This window comes from Halomonas sp. H5 (assembly GCF_050613175.1).
Classification (GTDB): Bacteria; Pseudomonadota; Gammaproteobacteria; order Pseudomonadales; family Halomonadaceae; genus Bisbaumannia; species Bisbaumannia salifodinae.
The window spans coordinates 896,082-913,971 of the sequence record NZ_CP192510.1; the positions used below are offsets into that span (position 1 = coordinate 896,082).

10 protein-coding genes are annotated in these 17,890 nt (G+C 57.8%); 3 read left to right on the forward strand and 7 right to left on the reverse strand.

Annotated features, from left to right (window positions below):
- Positions 1-123 precede the first annotated feature (123 nt).
- Positions 124-1,623, forward strand: coding sequence for a CoA-acylating methylmalonate-semialdehyde dehydrogenase (locus ACQ1W9_RS04170; protein WP_431025465.1), 1,500 nt, complete (start codon positions 124-126; stop codon positions 1,621-1,623).
- Positions 1,624-1,710: 87 nt separating this feature from the next.
- Here the strand turns inward: ACQ1W9_RS04170 and ACQ1W9_RS04175 are convergent, their stop codons facing one another.
- Positions 1,711-3,420, reverse strand: coding sequence for a hypothetical protein (locus ACQ1W9_RS04175; protein ID WP_431025466.1), 1,710 nt, complete (start codon positions 3,418-3,420; stop codon positions 1,711-1,713).
- Between the two features lie 161 nt (positions 3,421-3,581).
- Between ACQ1W9_RS04175 and ACQ1W9_RS04180 the strand changes: the two genes are divergently transcribed.
- A complete protein-coding gene (locus ACQ1W9_RS04180; protein WP_431025467.1) occupies positions 3,582-4,169 on the forward strand; it encodes a peroxidase-related enzyme in 588 nt (195 codons plus the stop codon).
- Positions 4,170-4,362: 193 nt separating this feature from the next.
- On the opposite strand, the gene ACQ1W9_RS04185 is transcribed toward ACQ1W9_RS04180, so the two are convergent.
- Positions 4,363-4,818 carry a very short patch repair endonuclease gene (locus tag ACQ1W9_RS04185; protein WP_431025468.1) on the reverse strand — a complete coding sequence of 152 codons (456 nt, stop codon included), beginning with the start codon at positions 4,816-4,818 and terminating at the stop codon, positions 4,363-4,365.
- Between the two features lie 53 nt (positions 4,819-4,871).
- Here ACQ1W9_RS04185 and ACQ1W9_RS04190 point away from each other — a divergent pair, with 53 nt between their 5' ends.
- Entirely contained in the window at positions 4,872-6,593 is a 1,722-nt protein-coding gene (locus tag ACQ1W9_RS04190) for a DNA cytosine methyltransferase (protein ID WP_431025469.1), read from the forward strand.
- 217 nt (positions 6,594-6,810) lie between these two features.
- Here ACQ1W9_RS04190 and ACQ1W9_RS04195 read toward each other — a convergent pair whose 3' ends face one another.
- From ACQ1W9_RS04195 to ACQ1W9_RS04215, 5 genes are read right to left on the reverse strand one after another with little or no spacing between them, the layout of a single operon-like run.
- Positions 6,811-8,595 carry an AIPR family protein gene (locus ACQ1W9_RS04195; RefSeq protein WP_431025470.1) on the reverse strand — a complete coding sequence of 595 codons (1,785 nt, stop codon included), beginning with the start codon at positions 8,593-8,595 and terminating at the stop codon, positions 6,811-6,813.
- Positions 8,592-9,602 (reverse strand): PD-(D/E)XK motif protein, encoded by a 1,011-nt coding sequence (locus ACQ1W9_RS04200; RefSeq protein ID WP_431025471.1) that lies wholly within the window; start codon positions 9,600-9,602, stop codon positions 8,592-8,594. The genes ACQ1W9_RS04195 and ACQ1W9_RS04200 overlap by 4 nt, the downstream gene beginning before the upstream one ends.
- Positions 9,586-12,447, reverse strand: coding sequence for a Z1 domain-containing protein (locus ACQ1W9_RS04205; RefSeq protein ID WP_431025472.1), 2,862 nt, complete (start codon positions 12,445-12,447; stop codon positions 9,586-9,588). The genes ACQ1W9_RS04200 and ACQ1W9_RS04205 overlap by 17 nt, the downstream gene beginning before the upstream one ends.
- Positions 12,444-13,931 (reverse strand): ATP-binding protein, encoded by a 1,488-nt coding sequence (locus ACQ1W9_RS04210; protein WP_431025473.1) that lies wholly within the window; start codon positions 13,929-13,931, stop codon positions 12,444-12,446. Before ACQ1W9_RS04210 ends, ACQ1W9_RS04205 begins: the two co-directional genes overlap by 4 nt.
- A gap of 38 nt (positions 13,932-13,969) precedes the next feature.
- Positions 13,970-17,332 carry a sigma-70 family RNA polymerase sigma factor gene (locus tag ACQ1W9_RS04215; protein WP_431025474.1) on the reverse strand — a complete coding sequence of 1,121 codons (3,363 nt, stop codon included), beginning with the start codon at positions 17,330-17,332 and terminating at the stop codon, positions 13,970-13,972.
- Between the last annotated feature and the right edge of the window lie 558 nt (positions 17,333-17,890).

A 17,890-nucleotide genomic window follows, 5' to 3' on the forward strand; every position in this document is an offset into this window, starting at 1 on the left:
TACACTCAAATCATCCCTGGATACGATATCGGCCTTGCCGATATGCACATCAGTAGCGCTTCGGATAACAACCCCAACCCTCGGGTCTAAGGCAGTGACGCCGCCCGCCAAGGAGTCGCCATCATGTCCATCCGCGAGATTCCCCTCTATATCGACGGCCAGGCCGTGCCCTCCCAGAGCCAGGAGTGGCGCGACGTACTCAATCCCGCGACCCAGGAGGTGGTGGCCCGGGTACCCTTCTGCACCGCCGAGGAGGTGGACCGGGCCGTGACCAGTGCCAAGGCTGCCTTCAAGGCGTGGCGCAAGGTGCCCCTGGCCAAGCGCCAGCGCATCATGCTCAGGTTCCAGGCGCTGATCCGCGAGCACACCGCCGAGCTCGCCGCCCTGATCACCGAGGAGCACGGCAAGACCCTGCCGGACGCCGAGGGCGAGGTGGGCCGCGGCCTCGAGGTGGTGGAGCACGCCTGCTCGATTCCCTCCCTGCAACTGGGCGAGCTGGCCGAGAATGCCGCCAGCGAGGTGGACGTCTACACCCTCAACCAGCCGCTGGGGGTGGGCGCCGGCATCACCGCCTTCAACTTCCCGATCATGCTGCCCTGCTTCATGTTTCCGCTGGCCATCGCCACCGGCAACACCTTCGTGCTCAAGCCCTCCGAGCAGGACCCCAGCTCGACCATGCGCCTGGTGGAGCTGGCCCATGAGGCGGGGCTCCCCGCCGGGGTGCTCAACGTGGTGCATGGCGGCCCCGAGGTGGCCAACCAGGTCTGCGATCACCCGGATATCAAGGCGCTCTCCTTTATCGGCTCCACCCAGGTGGGCACCCATATCTATCGCCGCGCCGGCGAGGCGGGCAAGCGGGTGCAGTCGATGATGGGCGCCAAGAACCACTGCGTGATCATGCCCGATGCCAACCGCAGCCAGGCCATCAACAACCTGCTGGGCTCCGCCTTCGGCGCCGCCGGCCAGCGCTGCATGGCCAACTCGGTGGTGGTGCTGGTGGGTGAGGCCCAGGCCTGGCTGGAGGATATCGTCGAGGGCGCCCGCCGGATGAAGGTGGGCCCCGGCACCCAGCGCGACGCCGACCTGGGGCCGCTGGTCTCGCCCGCCGCCCGGGATCGGGTGGTCAGCCTGATCGATGCCGGCGAGAAGGAGGGCGCCAAGTTGATGCTGGATGGCCGCGGCTGTCGGGTGGAGGGCTATGCCAAGGGCAACTTCGTGGGCCCCACCGTCTTCGCCGGGGTGAGCGCCGAGATGACCGTCTATCGGGAGGAGATCTTCGGCCCGGTGCTGTGCGTGGTGAGCGTCGATACCCTGGATGAGGCCATCGACTTCATCAATGCCAACCCCAACGGCAACGGTACTTCCATCTTCACCAACTCCGGCTGGGTGGCGCGGCGCTTCGAGACCGAGATCGACGTGGGTCAGGTGGGCATCAATGTGCCGATTCCGGTGCCGGTGGCCTACTTCAGCTTCACCGGCTCGCGGGGCTCCAAACTCGGCGACCTGGGCCCCAACGGCAAGCAGGCCATCGCCTTCTGGACCCAGACCAAGACGGTCACCGCCCGCTGGTACGAGCCGGAGAACGTCTCCAGCGGCATCAACAGCACCATCTCGCTGCACTGATAGCGGCAAGGGTGTGAAACGCGGCCCCGTCTCGAGAGAGGCGGGGCCGTTCTTTGTCTCAAGGGACGGCAATAAATCAGCGTTTCCCTAACGCTCGGGCACTCCAAGGGTGGCGAATAGCTCGGCCAGCTCCGGGTCCGCCCGCTGGGCGCGCAGGATGGCGGCATCCACCACCGAGAAGCGGCCCGTGGAGGCGCGCAGGTACACCTCGCCACTCGCTTCGTCGATAAAGCGGACCTCCGGCACCTTGGCGAGGCACTGCTTGAGGAAGGTGCAGTTCCTGGCGATCGCCAGGCTCTCGTCGTCGGGATAGACCTCCGCCGGGCAGGTCGCCAGGGTGTTGATCCTCTTGTAGCGATCGATGTTGACCAGGCCCAGGGGGGCCAGGATATGCAGGACCTCGCGGGTGCCATGGGCGATGGTCGTCGGCGGGGTGTGCTTGGGCACGCTGTTGTCCAGGAAGGTGTACTCCAGCCGGGGATGCCGGCTGTCCAGCCACTTGAAGAGCAGCTTGGGCATGCCGTCATAGGCCTCCACGCAGTGCCCCAGGAAGTCTTCCACCGCCTTGTAGCGTCCCCGCGCCAGCCCGCGCTCCCAGCCGCGCTCCACCGTGGCCTCCGGCGGGGTCACGACGAAATAGAAGTACATGGTGGCAACATGTCTCGCATAGGTGGAATCCAGGAGCTGCGGGACCTTGTCCATGGCGAAGCTGTCGAAGCGAAACCGGTCGATCAGCAGGTTGGGGATGGAGGGGGTGCGCCGGGCCTTGTCGCGGATGTAGCGGTCCAGCTTGGCATCGATGAGCTTGACCTCCTTGCCGGCCAGGCGGCCGGCATACTTGTAGGCCTCGCCCAGGGCCTCATAGTCGAGCAGGAGGCGGCGCCAGATATCGGGGGAGATGGTGCCGTACTGGTCCGGTTGGATGCCCAGGTCCCGCAGGGTGTCCTTCAGGAAGTGGCGCAGGGAGCTCTTGCCGGCGGCCGAGGCCCCCTTGAGGCTGATCAGGATCGGCTCCCTGGCGCAGGGGAGCCGGGCATAGCCCTCGACCTGCATGGCTCGCTCGACATGGGGGGCGAGCCGCTCGCCGAGGTGGCGGCTGCCGAAGTCGTTGCACGCATGCCGGGTGATCAATGTCGCCAGCAGCTCCCGTTCCACCTCGATATGACCCTGGGTGCCGCCGATCGAATTCAGGACACGGTAAGCGCTCTTGTAGATGGCCCGCTCCAGCTCGGCCTCGGCCGCCAGCCCCTTGTCCTTGATGCCCCGGATCACGTCATGATGACGCTCCTCGATGGAGCGGTGGTCCGCCGGCTTCGGTGGGGAAGGGCGTTTGCCGAACCACCGGGACAGCCGGGAGACGGGCTCGGGGTCGACCGCTACCGGCTCGGGGGCGAAGGCCGTGGCGAGGAGGTCGCCTACCCGGCCGTGTATCTCGTCATACAACCGGTCATAGGCCTGCTGGAACGCCGGCAGTTGGGGGATCAGGTAGTCGGAGAGGATCTTCAGGGCGATGCTGCGGAAGTGCTGACCCAGGAACTCTTCCTCTTCCCCCTCGAGGACCACCACATCGGCGGTCACCCGTACGATCAACTCGTGCAGCACCAGGCGTTCCGCCCGGAATGCGACGAGCTCCTCTTCCACGAGCCCGGTGAGGGCCCTCAGTTCGGAAATGTCGGACAGGCGAGAATAGACGTTGGCCGGACGATGAATCGTCTCCAGGGGCTTGTAGCGCCTGGGCAGCTCGGCCTCCAGGCCGGGGTTCCACGCCGAAAACTCGGGACCGTCTCGATAGGGCATATCGGGAAACCCTGCATGAGGGACACCATGCAGCGATAGTGGCCCACCCGGCCACGCGGAACAATACCCGCCGGCGCTGGACAAGTTGATTGACGTTGACGTTAACTGATAGTTATTGCCGTGATTGTTCGGCCCCTCTCCTCCACAATCCAGGAATCGCCATGACCCGTCCCATCAGTCGCTTTCCCATCCCCGAATCGATCCAGGACCTGCCCGAGGACATCCGCGGCGCCATCCTGGCGGTGCAGGAGAAGGCGGGCTTCGTGCCCAACGTCTTCCTGATGCTGGCCCACCGGCCGGACGAATTCCGCGCCTTCTTCGCCTACCACGATGCCTTGATGGAGCGGGAGTCGGACACCCTGACCCAGGCGGAGAAGGAGATGATCGTGGTGGCGCTGAGTGCCCGCAATCGCTGCCTCTACTGCGTAGTGGCCCATGGCGCCCTGCTGCGGATCTACAGCAAGGACCCATTGCTGGCCGATCAGGTGGCCATCAATCACCGGGTCGCCGAGATTAGCGAGCGCCATCGGGTGATGCTGGATTTCGCCCTGCACAGCGGCCTGGGTGTGGGAGAGATCGACGACGACTGGGCGGCGCGGATCGAGGCGGCGGGCTTTACCCGGGACGATACCTGGGATATCGGCGCCATTGCCGCCTTCTTCGGCCTCTCCAATCGCCTGGTGACCCTGGCCGGCACCCCGCCCAACCCCGAGTTCTATCTGATGGGGCGGGTGCCGAGGGAGAAATGAGCCATCCAGTAGAGGGTGTGCTCGGCCATACCTCGGGCACCCATCGTTAGGCCATCTCGAACATGAACCTGGAATACATTGGCCGACCTGGTATGATATCGCGCTGATCAAGGAACAGGGCCGGAATCTGGCTGGCAAGGAATTCTGTATGCATATACAGTGGAATATGATGCATTCATGATCCAGCAGGCTATTAGCAGGTTCTGGGAGGGACGGCTGGCCATTCCTGGTACTGGTTGACGCCTTCGATCAAGGCGGGAATGTCACGCAGACGTTCCGAAGAGTGCTTGAAGCCACATTCCCATACCACCAGAACACGCCAGCCGAGATACATGAGGTCTTTGTGGTTACGACGGTCCCGTTCGACATTGGTGCTGAACTTTTCCTGCCAGAATTCGAACCTGGTGGATGGTGTCGTTGCGTAGAAACAGTCAGTGTGCCTGTGCCAGAAGCAGCCATTGACGAAGATGGCGAGGCTGTGGCGTGGCATGACGAGGTCGGGTGCACCGGGAAGGTCTTTACGGTGCAGCCTGAACCGGTATCCGTGGCCATGAAGGAACTTTCGGAGAAGAAGCTCCGGCGTGGTGTGCTTCCCGCGAATGCCGCTCATCATCCTCGAGCGGGTTGCCCTGTCAACTACGTCCGGCATCGAGCGTCCTCCTGCATTATCCAGTTGACCGTACCTTTCAGGTTATTCGATCAATGAGCAAGCCGATACAGATAGTGGATCTCTTCGCTGGCCCGGGTGGCCTTGGTGAAGGGTTCAATTCCCTCAGAGATGCCAAGGGCGGGCGTATCTTCAAGACTCTCGTTTCGGTTGAAAAGGAGGCATCCGCTCATAGGACCTTGACTCTCAGGGCGTTCTATCGGTTGCTGCAGGACAGTCACTTCGGAATGGAGTCCTACTTCGAGTATTTGAGAGGAGGCGAACACCCGTCAAAAGTCGAGGAGTTGAAAGAACTATGGGAAGAGGCAACGCAGGAGGCGCTTAGGCTCGAACTTGGGGGTGAAGCAGGGCACAAAGCACTTGACGAGCGGCTAGATAATTATCTTGATCAAAATAGTGACTGGGTGCTGATCGGGGGGCCTCCCTGTCAAGCGTACTCGGTGGTCGGGCGTGTAAGAAATCGCGGTAACAAGAGCTACGTGGCTGAAGAAGATAAACGGCACTTTCTCTACCGTGAATACTTGGACGTGATTGCCAGATATCGGCCCAGCGTCTTTGTTATGGAAAATGTCAAGGGAATTCTTACCTCGAAGGTAGGGAAAGAACGGATATTTAGACAGATACTTAAGGATCTTGAGGATCCGACTGAGGCTACCCGAGTAGAGGGTGAAGGATCAGGAAAGAATCAGAAGTATACAATATTTTCTCTGAGTGACCCTGATGTTTATCACCCGCAGCAGGAGCAGCAGCTTATTCCAGGAATTGCTAGGGAGTTGAGCGACGAGGAACTTTCTGGGTTTGTAGTCAAGTCCGAAGAGTATGGTATACCTCAGACTAGGCATCGCGTTATCTTGATTGGTGTAAGAAAAGATATTGTTGATGGTCAAGATGTCGCCAGTATTGCAAAAAGCTTAATTCTAGACAAAAAGAAGGAAGTGAGCTCTGGGGAAGTTCTGTTTGGCATGCCAAAGCTGAGAAGTGGACTAAGCAGAGGTGATAGTGATGAAGATTGGTATTCCGCCATCAGAAGGGTGGCGGAGAAGATTGCCGGTGAGTTGATTGAAACAGAAAGTGAGAGTATCTCTCCTGAGGAAAGAAATTATATTTCTTGTCGACTTCGGGAGATTGTCGCCGAGCCAAAGCTAGGTTTCGATAGGGGGAGAAAATACGATTCCACTTATGTCAAGGTAAATCCAGTCACAGAACTGGAAAAGTGGTATGCAGGCGAACAGAATGGTAGCGTCAGGCACTGGGTGAATCATGATGCTAGGGGGCATATGGAAGAAGATTTAGCCAGATACCTTTACTGTTCTGTATTTGCTGAAGTCACCCAAAGATCTCCAATCGGTGTCAGAGATATCTATTTGGAATCACTCGCCCCTATGCATGTGAACTGGAAGTCAGGAAAATTTGCCGATCGATTCAAGGTCGTAGTTTCCCACTTTCCATCGAAAACCATAACCAGTCATATCTCCAAAGATGGCCATTATTATATACATCCCGACCCGTATCAATGTCGGAGCCTTACGGTAAGAGAGGCGGCAAGGCTGCAGACGTTTCCCGATGACTATTATTTCGAAGGAAATAGAACGGAACAATATGTTCAGGTGGGAAATGCTGTTCCTCCGCTCTTGGCTGCAAAGATAGCAGAGAAGGTTAGAAAGCTTTTGGATGGGGGAAATATTACACCCTTTCTTGGAGAGTCTGAAAAGAGCGGAGTCAAAGCAGTCAGTGGCAGTCTATCTGTGACCTGTTAAGTATGAGTGTTTTGTTGGTTTGCTATCGCCAAAATTATCGATGAATATTGGCTGTGTAGTGAGTGATGGTGTTCACCTGACACAGCCAACCTGAGGCTGCTGCCCGTGGAATCGAAACCCCGCTCCGAAGAGGGTCTTGGAGACGAGGTTTTCCGTGTCTTAGTGTCTTTGCCGAACCCTGAGATCATATGGCTTCTGATCGCTTACGTCACGTGGGTTAAGCCGTGTTCCGGCGGATCTCGGGAATATCGACTGAAGGTGGGGAGAATGAACGGGAGAACATCGCGGTCTTGCACTCAGGACGTTTGGCCCACTCCGAGATCATCCTGCCGTTCGCCGTCTCGTGCAGTCGGTCATTGACTTCGTGAGCCCAAATCTCTACCTGTTTGAGGAACTGCGGGGAAACACCTTGTTGGCTCCAGACTCTTTCGAGGTTGAAGGACTCGCCATAGGAATCGGCGACCACTGAAACTGTATAGGCGGCTACGTTCGCCAAGAACGCAGAGACCAGAGGGCGGACAGTCTTGTGGGTCGCTTTGTACATGATTGCCTTTGCAACTAGTGCCTTGAAGAATGCGGGGTCTAGAGTCATGGTTGAGCCGGTTGCTTCGGCTTCCGACAGCTCCGTCATAAACCGGCCGAAGCACTTCTGCGCACCGAGACTAACGATATCTGGCTTGATATCCCAAGCCATGAGGTATTTCGCAAGATCAGTCTTTGTGATCTTGCGCGAGGGAGGTACCGACGCTTTCAACGCCCGCCGCTTTGCCGGAGTTGTACCCTCTCGGGCAAGAAGAGTATTGTAGCTGCCGGCAGCACGCTCGTAGAACCAGCGTCCCGTCCCGTCGGGGCAGTAAACTGTCAGGGACAGACGCTCGACCTCAACATGGAAGGGTTTATTCGCCGAAAGGTCGGATTGTCGCACTGCGTTCTGACTGTTTGCGTACCGTGAGATGTCCGCGACTAAGGCCTCTTCATCAGTCTGGTCCACCTCTCGCATCACGATGACCTTTGCAGGCACACGGACCTTGCTTAGATCAGTTGTATGATATCTCTTCTTGGTAAAATAGATAGATGCAGTCGTCTGTCCACCGTTGACGATTTGCATGCCCCGTAGCCAGATAATACCAGGGGAACCGTCGGAAGTCCGGTCGAGCCTCATTTCGTCAGCCACGATAACTATTCCATTGTTATAGGCCATGAACCGCTCCGGGGCGGTTCTGAGTGTGTTCTGGATTCCGGCATTCACACCCTTAGCCCTGACGCTTAAGAAGGAACGGACGTTGGCTTCCAGCAGGCGGGGGCCGAATTTCTCGTAGACGAACTGCAGGGCCTCACCCGGAATCGCAGTCAGTGCATAGTCATAGTCGCCAGTCTCACCAGGTACGAAGACGCAGGGTAGAGCCGAGCCTGATAGCTCCTCGAAGTTAACTACTAATTCATCGCGCGGCTTACCCTCGGATCGATGGCGAAAAAGGCGCTCAATGTCCATCACCTCAAGCCTCACGGATTTTCCGCCTACGTCACGAGCTTTGAAGCTCTTGGACTTTACGACACCGTCCGTAAGCACATAGATGCGAACCTGTTCAAGATCGTCGTAAATTTCTCGAATAGTCAGTGCTAGGGAGTAAACGTCTCTCGAGGGGTCGAGTTTCTCCGCTAGACGCCCTGTAGCGCAGAGCTCCAGAAAGCGAACGCACTGGGCAGCTGCCGTCTTGGCGGCTTGGTCGGGGATAGGTGTCAGGGTATTGAAGCCTTCGTAGAGACTGACGAAAAGGTCGAGCTGATCGGCATCCTCTGACATGGAATAACCACTCAATCGCAGATTCGCTCTACCTACCCGCCCCTCGAAATGGCAGCTGCTCGGCTCGAAAGTCATACCTGCCTCGGCCAAGTGCTCCATTACCACCTCAGAGAAGACAAGCTCAGCAAAAGGAGAGCCTTCATTCATCTGGTCTGCCACTTCAGCCCGCGTCTCTTCAAGAAACTCTTCAAGGGTCATTTCAATACTCCAAGTGCTCGGAGGGCCACGCGAAAGTCAGTGAGGCAGTCCTTCGCACGATCCAAATCTATTTCGTAAACGGCGCGGTATACGCCATCAGGTATAGAGCCGAGCGTCAGCCTCGGAAAACCTTCAATAATCTTGTAAACCTGGACTTCCTTGACCTCGAAGCGCCGGGTATAGGCCGAAGCGTGCGACTTGACGTAGCCAGCGATCAGGAGTCTTTCATGCAAGAAGGCGACCGCTCCCGGCTCTCCAACCAACCGACGCTCCAGATCCGAGACAATCTCGGACAGGGACAGACCGCCCTCCTCACGTGTGAAGCGTAAAGCCGCGAGGAAGAGCGGCGAGACCGTCGCGTCATCCAGCTGTTCGAGCGAACCTATCTTTGCAGGGAAGCCAGCGATGGACAGTGTGGCCTTTACCTCGATCGCCCCATCCCCAAGGATGAAATCCTGCGGGGCGTTGTCCGGGCCGGCCCAGCCTTCAAGGACTGTTTCAGTCGAGACGCCGACGTCCAGCAGCAGCGCCATGAACGTGAGTTCTCCGGCAAGGCCCAATTCTGCTTCTGGACCGAGGGGGGGAGAGCCGCGCGACATGAACTGCTGCCACATCCGCACCCTGCGAAGCATGGTTTTAAGAATATGCTCCTCCCCCCCGGCAACTTCGGCATCCATCGCTCCGGCCACGTCGCTGACCATTTCGGCGAACAGTTCGGGGCTACCAGACTCCTTACGGGACAGGGCAATCCAAGTCTTCCCGTCGCCACTCGGGTCGGCTCTCATGACCTCGAATCCTCCTCCCACGGGAAGGCGCTCGGATGATGCTAGCCGAGCTGTCGGGAATCGTGCCAGCAGAGCCTCTTCGTTCCCCGGAAACCTGCGCGCAGCGAGGAATTCGCATGGGCCGGCGGGAGCGACAGAAATACCACGCCACCCTCCAGAACTACCCTTCCGGCCAGAGAGAGCGTCCCAGGCGGCAGCAAATTCTTCAATCGGCCGGGCCATACTCGTTCTCCCAGAAGCGGTGATCAACCTTGTAATCGACCTTTATGCCCGCCTTGCTCGACGGGAAACTGACGGCGAAGCCGATAATCGGTCTGTTCCAGTCCTCGATAGCCGGTTCAGCCCCTTTGTACGAAAGAGGATAAATCATGAGGAGGCCTTGGCGGGACGGCGAGGGAGCCCCTTCTAGCCCCATGCCCCTCTGCTCGCGAATGCTCTGCCCGCTAGGCCGCTTGGGCTCACTGAGCCTATTCCGTGCAGGGTCAGGCTTCCATTCCTTGCACGTTGAGGTTAAGGCAGCCAACCACTCACTCGCACCAAGGTCGATCGCCTCGTCCACAGGATCCGTCAACACACCGATCGTGTATCTACCGCTCACACCCTTGTCAGTTCGAGAGGGAAGTGAGGAAACTGTCACGAATGGAGAAAAGTCGAAAGACTCCCCTGTTTTACCTTCGGCAAGCAAGGCGACGGTCCACTCGTGAAGTTCGCCGACCTGGTTCATCTGAGAGACGAAATCCGCTATTACATCGCTATTGGCTCTGTCCGCTCCAGGGGGGGTTCGGTAGGATCGAAAAAAGTCAAGAACAGTTTCCGAAGGAACCCTATTCCAAAGATATGACCTCTTCCATACATCCTCATCATTACCCCTTTGTCGCCTCGGTCCCCTTTCGCTCGGCTCGTTCATGGTTGTCACCAGACTCGTCGTCGCGAGCAGGTTCCTTTCCAAAGACTCACTGTCGTTTAGGAAAGAGACAGTTTGTACCAAGCTGCCACTATAGGAGAGGGACAGCGTCTTCGCCGTTCGCATCTTCAAAGGCGAAGTGACGAGGAGAATAGGGTGGGATTCAACCTTTAGCCCGTATTCCCAAGGAGTCGCCCCGACCGCAGCCATATGGTCGAACTCCTGCCTCAATTCCTCGGCTGCGTCAGCGATGTGGCCGAACCAGTCAATGAGATCGGACGAGGTATATAGCCGGCAGAGGTCGGTATAACCTGGGCGATAGCCGAACCACCGACCCATCTGCATCAGTGTGTCGTACATTTTGGTGGTGCGGACGAAGTAGCTGATACAAAGGCCTTCTAGCGTTAGACCCCGGGCGAGCTTGTCACCGCCGATGGCGATGACCTTCAGCCCGGTTTCCTCATTTTCAGCATAGTCGAGTGCATCCTTTGCCGTTCCGTTGATGGCCCTTACCTCAATGTCCCTTAACACTTCGTTCAGGATGGCGACAACGTTATCCCACTCGGGCAGCGCATACTCTGCTTCTGCGTCTGCAAGCTCGCGCCTAAGATGTGCCGAAGTAGGAACAAAGTCGTTCTCCCACAGGTCTTGCCACTCGGCGACTAGGGACTTGCGATCGAGTCCTCGCTCGACCCGCTGCCTGAAAAGTTTGACGAGTTCCTCGACCTGGCGGCGCACCTCCTCTTGGACGAGGGTATAGCGCGTCACATGGATAAGCATCGACGAATGCCTGTTCCCCTGGCCACGCAGTTTTCTGACCGCGCAGGAGAGCACAAATGCCCCGACAGCCTCTCGCAGCGACGGTGGAAGTTCGTCCCGCCCGTCCTGAAGGGGGATATGGTCCTTAGGATGCTTGGGTGGCATCCAGCCACCGGTTCCCTCGGCGTCGACATGGTCGTCGACCTCACGCGACAGCGGAAGCCCTCTTACTCTGCCCTCTGGCGAGCGAAGTCCGAACACGCGGGCGGGCCCTACATAGTTGGAAGGGGCCGACAGGTTGATGATGAAGGACTGAGGGAAGAGGTCCGGCCCCTCATCTTTAGTCTCATTATGCCGATGGATAAAGATGTTGGCGAAAGGCGTTGCGGTATAGCCGACGTAGGCCTTCTTCGCGAAAGAGTGGAGGATTTTTCGGATAAGCCTATTGATTGTCTTCGGTTGGTGTTCTTCGTCAGGCGTTCCGTCAGGGTTGAAGAGCTGCTCCCCGGTGTCTACAGAGGCGTGATCCGCCTCGTCATCGATTAGCAGAAGCGGCAGGTTGGATACAAGGGGGCGTCCATCCGTGTCCTTCGTGTCGGCGACGTGGTTCCGTATCCACTTCAAGAGACGTTCGAGGACAGTTTTGTTCTTCTTGACCACGAAGAGCCAAGGTCTCTGCTCGGGAGTGATGGCATAGTGCTTAGCGACCTTCGTGCTGAAATCCCCGCTGTTCGCACGATTGGTCGCGCAGTTAGGCCGGATTTCGACGTCGCTATCGATCTTCCCGACCCCAATGGCCTTGACGGAATCCCCCTTGGATGACGTCTCGTAGCCCAGAAAACCCTCTTCAAGTCGAATCTGGGTCTGGGAGCGAAGATTGTTGTGAAGCCCAGCCAAGACGATGATGATCTTGTAGCCGGCGTCCGCCGCCTTGCACACGAGGCCGGTATAGTTACCAGTCTTTCCAGATTGAACGTGCCCGACCACGAGGCCGCGGCGATCCCATCTCCCTTCCCGCTTCGGATCTTCAAGTAGCCCAAGAATATGACCGGTAGACTCATCCAAGGCCTCGACGGCCTTCAAGGACAATTTCGACTCCAGCATTGATTCGTAGCGCTGCCAATACCGCCAGTCCCTCCTTCGCGCCGCTGTCAGCCAAGCCATGTGACCCTTGTTATCAGACAAGGTTGTATCCTTGCCGATCCACAAACTGAATCGTCGGATCAACTCGGCCACAACTGCATTCTTGTCGATCTCAGTATTCTTGGCCATAACCCCTGCGGCGACCTCGACCTGATCGGCAATCAGGCCCGGCGTTACCACCCCTTGCTCCTTGGCGTCTGCCAAGAGCGTCTGTGCAATGCTCACGACACGTTGGAACACTTTATCTTTATCTTCAGTCACAGCGAAGTTCCTTCTTGTTTCTCGTCCACCTCGGACAGGGAGGCAACAAGGTTCGGATAGTTGTGAAACGGGTCAGTGGCCAATAGGGCCCGGACCGCAGCCTCGGAACTCATACCTCTGCGTCTGATCATGTCACGATAGAGCGTGAGGAGAACTGTGCGGACTCCCTCAGGAGCGGCCTCTGACTCGCCCGAGAAACCGGTTTTCGGTGTGTCCTTGTGCTCGGCGGTGTCAAGCCATATCCGTTGGACTGGAACTGTTTCCTCTACGACCCGCAGCATCGCCCGGACTAGGTTAGCTTGGTCGCCGACCGCTTCGATCACCGCAGCCACGGTGGGGTGCTTATCATCGATGCGGTAGCGGACGCCGTCCCTAAGCCGCTCGACCCGCCAGGCCTGCTCGACTTGGACACCACCGGGGTGTGGTATCGATGCACCGCGAAAGGCGAATACCTTTCTCGCCCTTTCTCTCGTGTCCTCGGTGAGTCTCGTGAGCCATGGGCGCACAGTTACGGGTGGCCTGGCTCTCGACTTCTTGACGTCGATCTTCCATTCGGTGTCAGCAGTGTTCGGGATGTCCAGCCGGATCCGTGCGAGCCGGTGGGACTCCTCCCGGTTCCACGCTCGCCCTTGCCCAAGGCCGAGCCACCCGCCGGCGAGCAGCAAACGGTGGTTCCGGTAGACGTAGAACCCTTGTTGGGATGTCCAACCCTCGGGGCCTCCTGCCCTGCGGAAGTCGTCGTCGGACAGCCGGTCCTTGTGCGGTAGGACATGGCACTGGGCCTCTATTTCCCCGGAAGGCGTGAAAGTACGGGCGACAGGTGACTGCCATGGCTTTGCGGGGTGATCCATCATGAAAGGATCCCAAGGACTCACTGGCTTGTCGTTGATGAAAAGGGAGAAGGCCGGGGCAGGTCCTTCGAGCAGACGGTGGAAGACCATCGCCAGCCTATGCTCGACGTCGTCCACAAGATCGGCGAAATGGCCCAGCTCATAGCCGGGTGTAACGATCCGGTCCAGATGCTCCCAGAGAACCAGCGTTCCGGAGCGGAGCGCGCTGACCGGCCCGACGAAGCTCTCGGACCCACGGGCCGGTCCCTCGAACATCCTCCAGCCGTCGTCCGGCGAGGCGGCGATAGCGTCTAGGTCCCAGCGCAGACAAGCAACGGGGCTGTCTCTTCTTCTGGATGCAACGGTAAGGCAGCGGCACTGGGAGAAGGAAGCGGTCTTCAAACCCATCCCGAAGCGACCGAGATCGGTTGGCGCGCGTTCGTCGAGGGGACTCCTTGCGCCGAGCGTCATCGCCGTCTCGAGTTCGGCGTCCTCCATACCTCGGCCGTCGTCCAGGATAGAGATTCGGCTATGCACGCCGTCCCAGTCGAATCTAACTCGAACTTCGGATGCCCCGGCGGACACACTGTTATCGATCACGTCCGCCAAGGCTGCTGCAGTCGAGTATCCGAGGCCCCGGAGGGCCTCCAGCATCGCGCCGGCTCGCGGTGGTGCGTGTCGGGTTCGTTCGTTCATTTGACGTAGGTAGTTCCGAAAAGAAGTGTGAAACCAGCGGCCGCCATCCTGCGGACGATCTTGCGAACCTGGACGTCGGGCTGTGCCGGCAACGAGACGAGAACCCGCCCACCTTCGGAACGGGAGTCTTCCACGCTTAAGCCCATGGCCCGAGCTTCCTCGAGAAGTAAGGACAGCTCCTCCTCGTGACGGGCAGAAATGACCTCAGTGGGGAACTTGGGCGGGGTTGCCTTCTCATCGAATTGCGGAGCGGCCCTGAACGTGCTGTGGCGAAGTGGGAGCGCCTCTACTTCTCGAGTAGTGTTTCTCGAGCTAGAGACTTCCGGGGGCTCGTGGGGAGCAGCCGAAGAGGGTGGTTCTACTTTCCGAGCAGTTTTTCTCGCACTCGGGGCCGCTGGGGACTCGCGGGGGACCGCCGGAGCCGGAGAGGGGAGCTCAAAGTGTTCACCCATGTATACAGCTAATTTTTCTTTCCTGGCCGGACTAGAAAGTTTTTTCAGGGCCTTTGACTCTATTTGTCGGATCCGTTCGCGGGTGACACCGAATCCGCGCCCGACCTCCTCCAAGCTCATGGCCTCCTCCCCTTCAAGCCCGAAGCGAAGGATGATGACCTTCTCGGATCGCTCATCGAGCTCCTTGGTCATGTCTAGCAGAGTCGTCCTCAGGGAGGCCTCCTCAACAGCAAGAGCTGGGTCTGAAAGTTCGGAATCAGGTAAGGCCTCAAGAGGAGAAAGTCCAAAATCATGGTTGGGCTCGTCCAAGGAGGCTATGTCCGCAAAAGTATTCAAGAGAAACCTTACCTTATCAAGCGGAATACCTGTTCTATGCGACGTTTCTCTCTCAGCCTCTTGATGCCCCGTCCTATCTTCAAATTCCTTGCGCTCGCGTAGGATTTTTCTAGCTTCAGAATGGAGATGCACGGGCACTCTAACGACCCGCTCCTTATCGGCGATCGCACGTGTGACCTGCTGGCGAATCCACCAAGTTGCATATGTAGAGAAGCGGAATCCCCTGCGCCAGTCATAGCGCTCGACAGCCTTCATGAGTCCAATATTGCCTTCTTGCACAAGATCGTCGAATGGTAACCCTGACCACCTGTATTTCTTTGCAATTGAGAAGGCTAGGCGTAGGTTTGAGAGGATCATCCGCTCCCGGGCGGTGGACTGGCGATGAAGCGAAAAGGCGAAATCGGCGCCGGCCATGTCGCCTTCCGCCTTTTTCGCAAGTTCGATCAGAAAGTCTTGGGAAAGGGCGGCAGTATCCAAGGAGGAGCGAATTAGTTCTAAATTGTCACCCGAGGATTTTGCTTCAGAGATTGCGGAAACGAAGCTCGCCGCAGCCGGGTCGAGTTCGACATATTCACTCTCGTTGTTCATGCTCACATCCGCTAAGTGAACCTCGCACTCTTCAGAGGGGTCGGGTCCGGAACTGAACATCTCTACGTCGGCCTCTCTGCGGGCCACCCTATCTGCGGCTTCGAATACAGCTGCTAGACCCGAAGGCCAGCACGAAAGAGCCTCCAGTGCGTCGGTGTGAGACTCCTCTATTGTACGCGCCAATGAGATCTCCTCTTCTGCTTCGAGCAGGCTTCCCTTGAGGCTCTTGACGTAGAACCGCAAGGGGTCATTCTTTCCTGAAGCAAGATCCTCTGCAAAGTCGGAGGCCTCAGCCAGTTCGTATTCTTCGTCGATGTTCGGGTCGCCGAGGAATGGAGGTTCTCCCGTATCCAGCAAGTTGTCGATCACTACTCCGAGATCACCTAGGACGAATGTGAGAATCCTCTCGGCTTCCTCGTCGCGCGAATCATCCCTCTTCAGGCAGGTCTTTGTCAGGATTGCTTCGGGTACTGAGCCCTCTCGCAGGGCTCGCAATAACAGGTCGCGGAGGACTCCACTATTTCCGCTGTTGCGGCTAAATGGAAGGGCTCTGTCGGGAAGAAACAGGTCGATATCATCCCAGTCCTCGTCGCTGTCTATCGCCTTGTGCTTACCGATCGCCTCGTGCAGGACACGGACCTCTTCGGCCACGGCCTTGTTACCCTCAGGGGGGACTGCCTCGGGTTCTTCCTCCCAGTCGTCCTCAAATCCAAACTCAAGTGGCTTAACATCTAGATCGATGACGTTAGAGCCCTCTTTCTCCGCGCCGATAGACTCGGGGCTGACAAACGGGCGAAAAGCCTTCGTGCGAACCTCATCTTCCCCAGAGGTGGTATGCTCGACGGAGACGTCCTGTTTCTCGATTTTGATTTCCGAACTCATGGAGTACGGATCGATGATGGCCGTCGACTCCTCTGGTTCACCGAGTCTCGGCTTACTAGCACTGGGTGAAGCCCTTGGAACACGTGCCTCATTGGCTATGGTTTCGTCGCACTTGGAAGTGACTGCCCCGGCCCCTACCTCCCTAGAGTCTCCGAATCCGGGGTCGAGCGGCTCGTCTCTTGGAGAAAGAGTGTTCGGGGACTCGTCCACCTCGTCGACAGGTTCGGGTTTGACGACCGGGAGAAGACCCTTCGCATAAACCTTACCTGATTCGTGAATAGTAAGTGCTACGGTGGTACTCTTGTCCTCGACTTTGAGGGCCAAACCCACAGGGCATGGTTCGGCGATCCCTCTCGGCGCCTTCAACTCATCGAACCTCGACTCGCTTTCTCCGGACGAGGCCTTCAGAGTATGGGCTTCTTCATCTACTGTTTCGTCGCTCTCGGGGTCGGGGGCCTCCGACACATCCTCCCAACTATCCTCAAATCCGGCGTCGAGCGGCCGGTCACCTAGATCAAGGATGTCAGAGGAATTGTCCGCCTCGATGATCGGTTCGAGTTCGATAGTAGGGCGATCATTCCTCGCGCTAACCCCATCTACCATAGGAGTGTTAAGTTCAGGTGCAGTGAGAGCGAACTGTTCCTCGACCGTGGGTGCCGAGTCCGAAGTACACTGTGCCTGGGTGGTCTCTGTCTCTTCCTCCTTATCTAGTCCTGATTCTCTTTCTCTTTTTGAGGCCTCTTTTTTCGTTGCCTCATCAGCCTGCTTAGTCAACGGACCTTGGTAGACCGAATCGACTTTATTCGACTCACGAAAAGCTTCTGACGCCCAACGCAGTAATGAAATGCATTCGTGGCATCCTCCCTGTTCAGCATGAACTAATGCACTCCACCCCCTAGGGTCAAGCAGTGTCGGATTTGCTCCAGCAGTCAAGAGGATACGTACGACTCCCTTTTTCTTACGGGCTGCGGCGAGCATTAATGGCGTCGCCCCATTGCTGTCGCGTGCGTCGAGGTTGTCGCCCCGTTGGATGTGTAGCTTGACCGCTGCCTCGGCGCCGGCGATTACCGCCACGCGGAGAAATGGGTTCAGGCTTTTCATCGGCTCATCCATGCTCCGTGGCCTTTCTTTCGGGAGTACCTAGGGGGACAGTTATGCTCCTCCCCTTGGAGGAGATTGGGGTGTCCAGTGAGGCGGCGCCAAGATTGTTGTGTGCCAGATCGACGTGCTCGAGACTACCATTCTTCCCACCTCGGCTCATCAAGAATGCTTGTCATAGACTTGCGGATCAAGGTCTGTATAGCATGCCTCCTGTGGAGAAGGTGGCCAGTGGCTTGGCTACCGAAGGCGTAGCAGGGTGCGCCGATGATCGTATGTAATCGCTCTAGGGCATGAGCCTTGACTTCAGTAAACGACATTATTGATGTCCCCTGCGAGTGAGGTCGCTATGATTTTATTGCCGTTATAGCATTCTAGGGACTCAAGGCCATATTGGCCAAGTGGTCTTCGACTCGGGATTGACACCTACATTCATCCCTGTTGCAAGGGGAGTCACGTCTTACAATGCTCATGAGGCTGAGAGTGCCGTATGGGCCGAGCTTGGACTCGATCTGGGGCAAGTCGAGGCAAGGAAGTGCGACAGGCTGTACCTACGCCTGT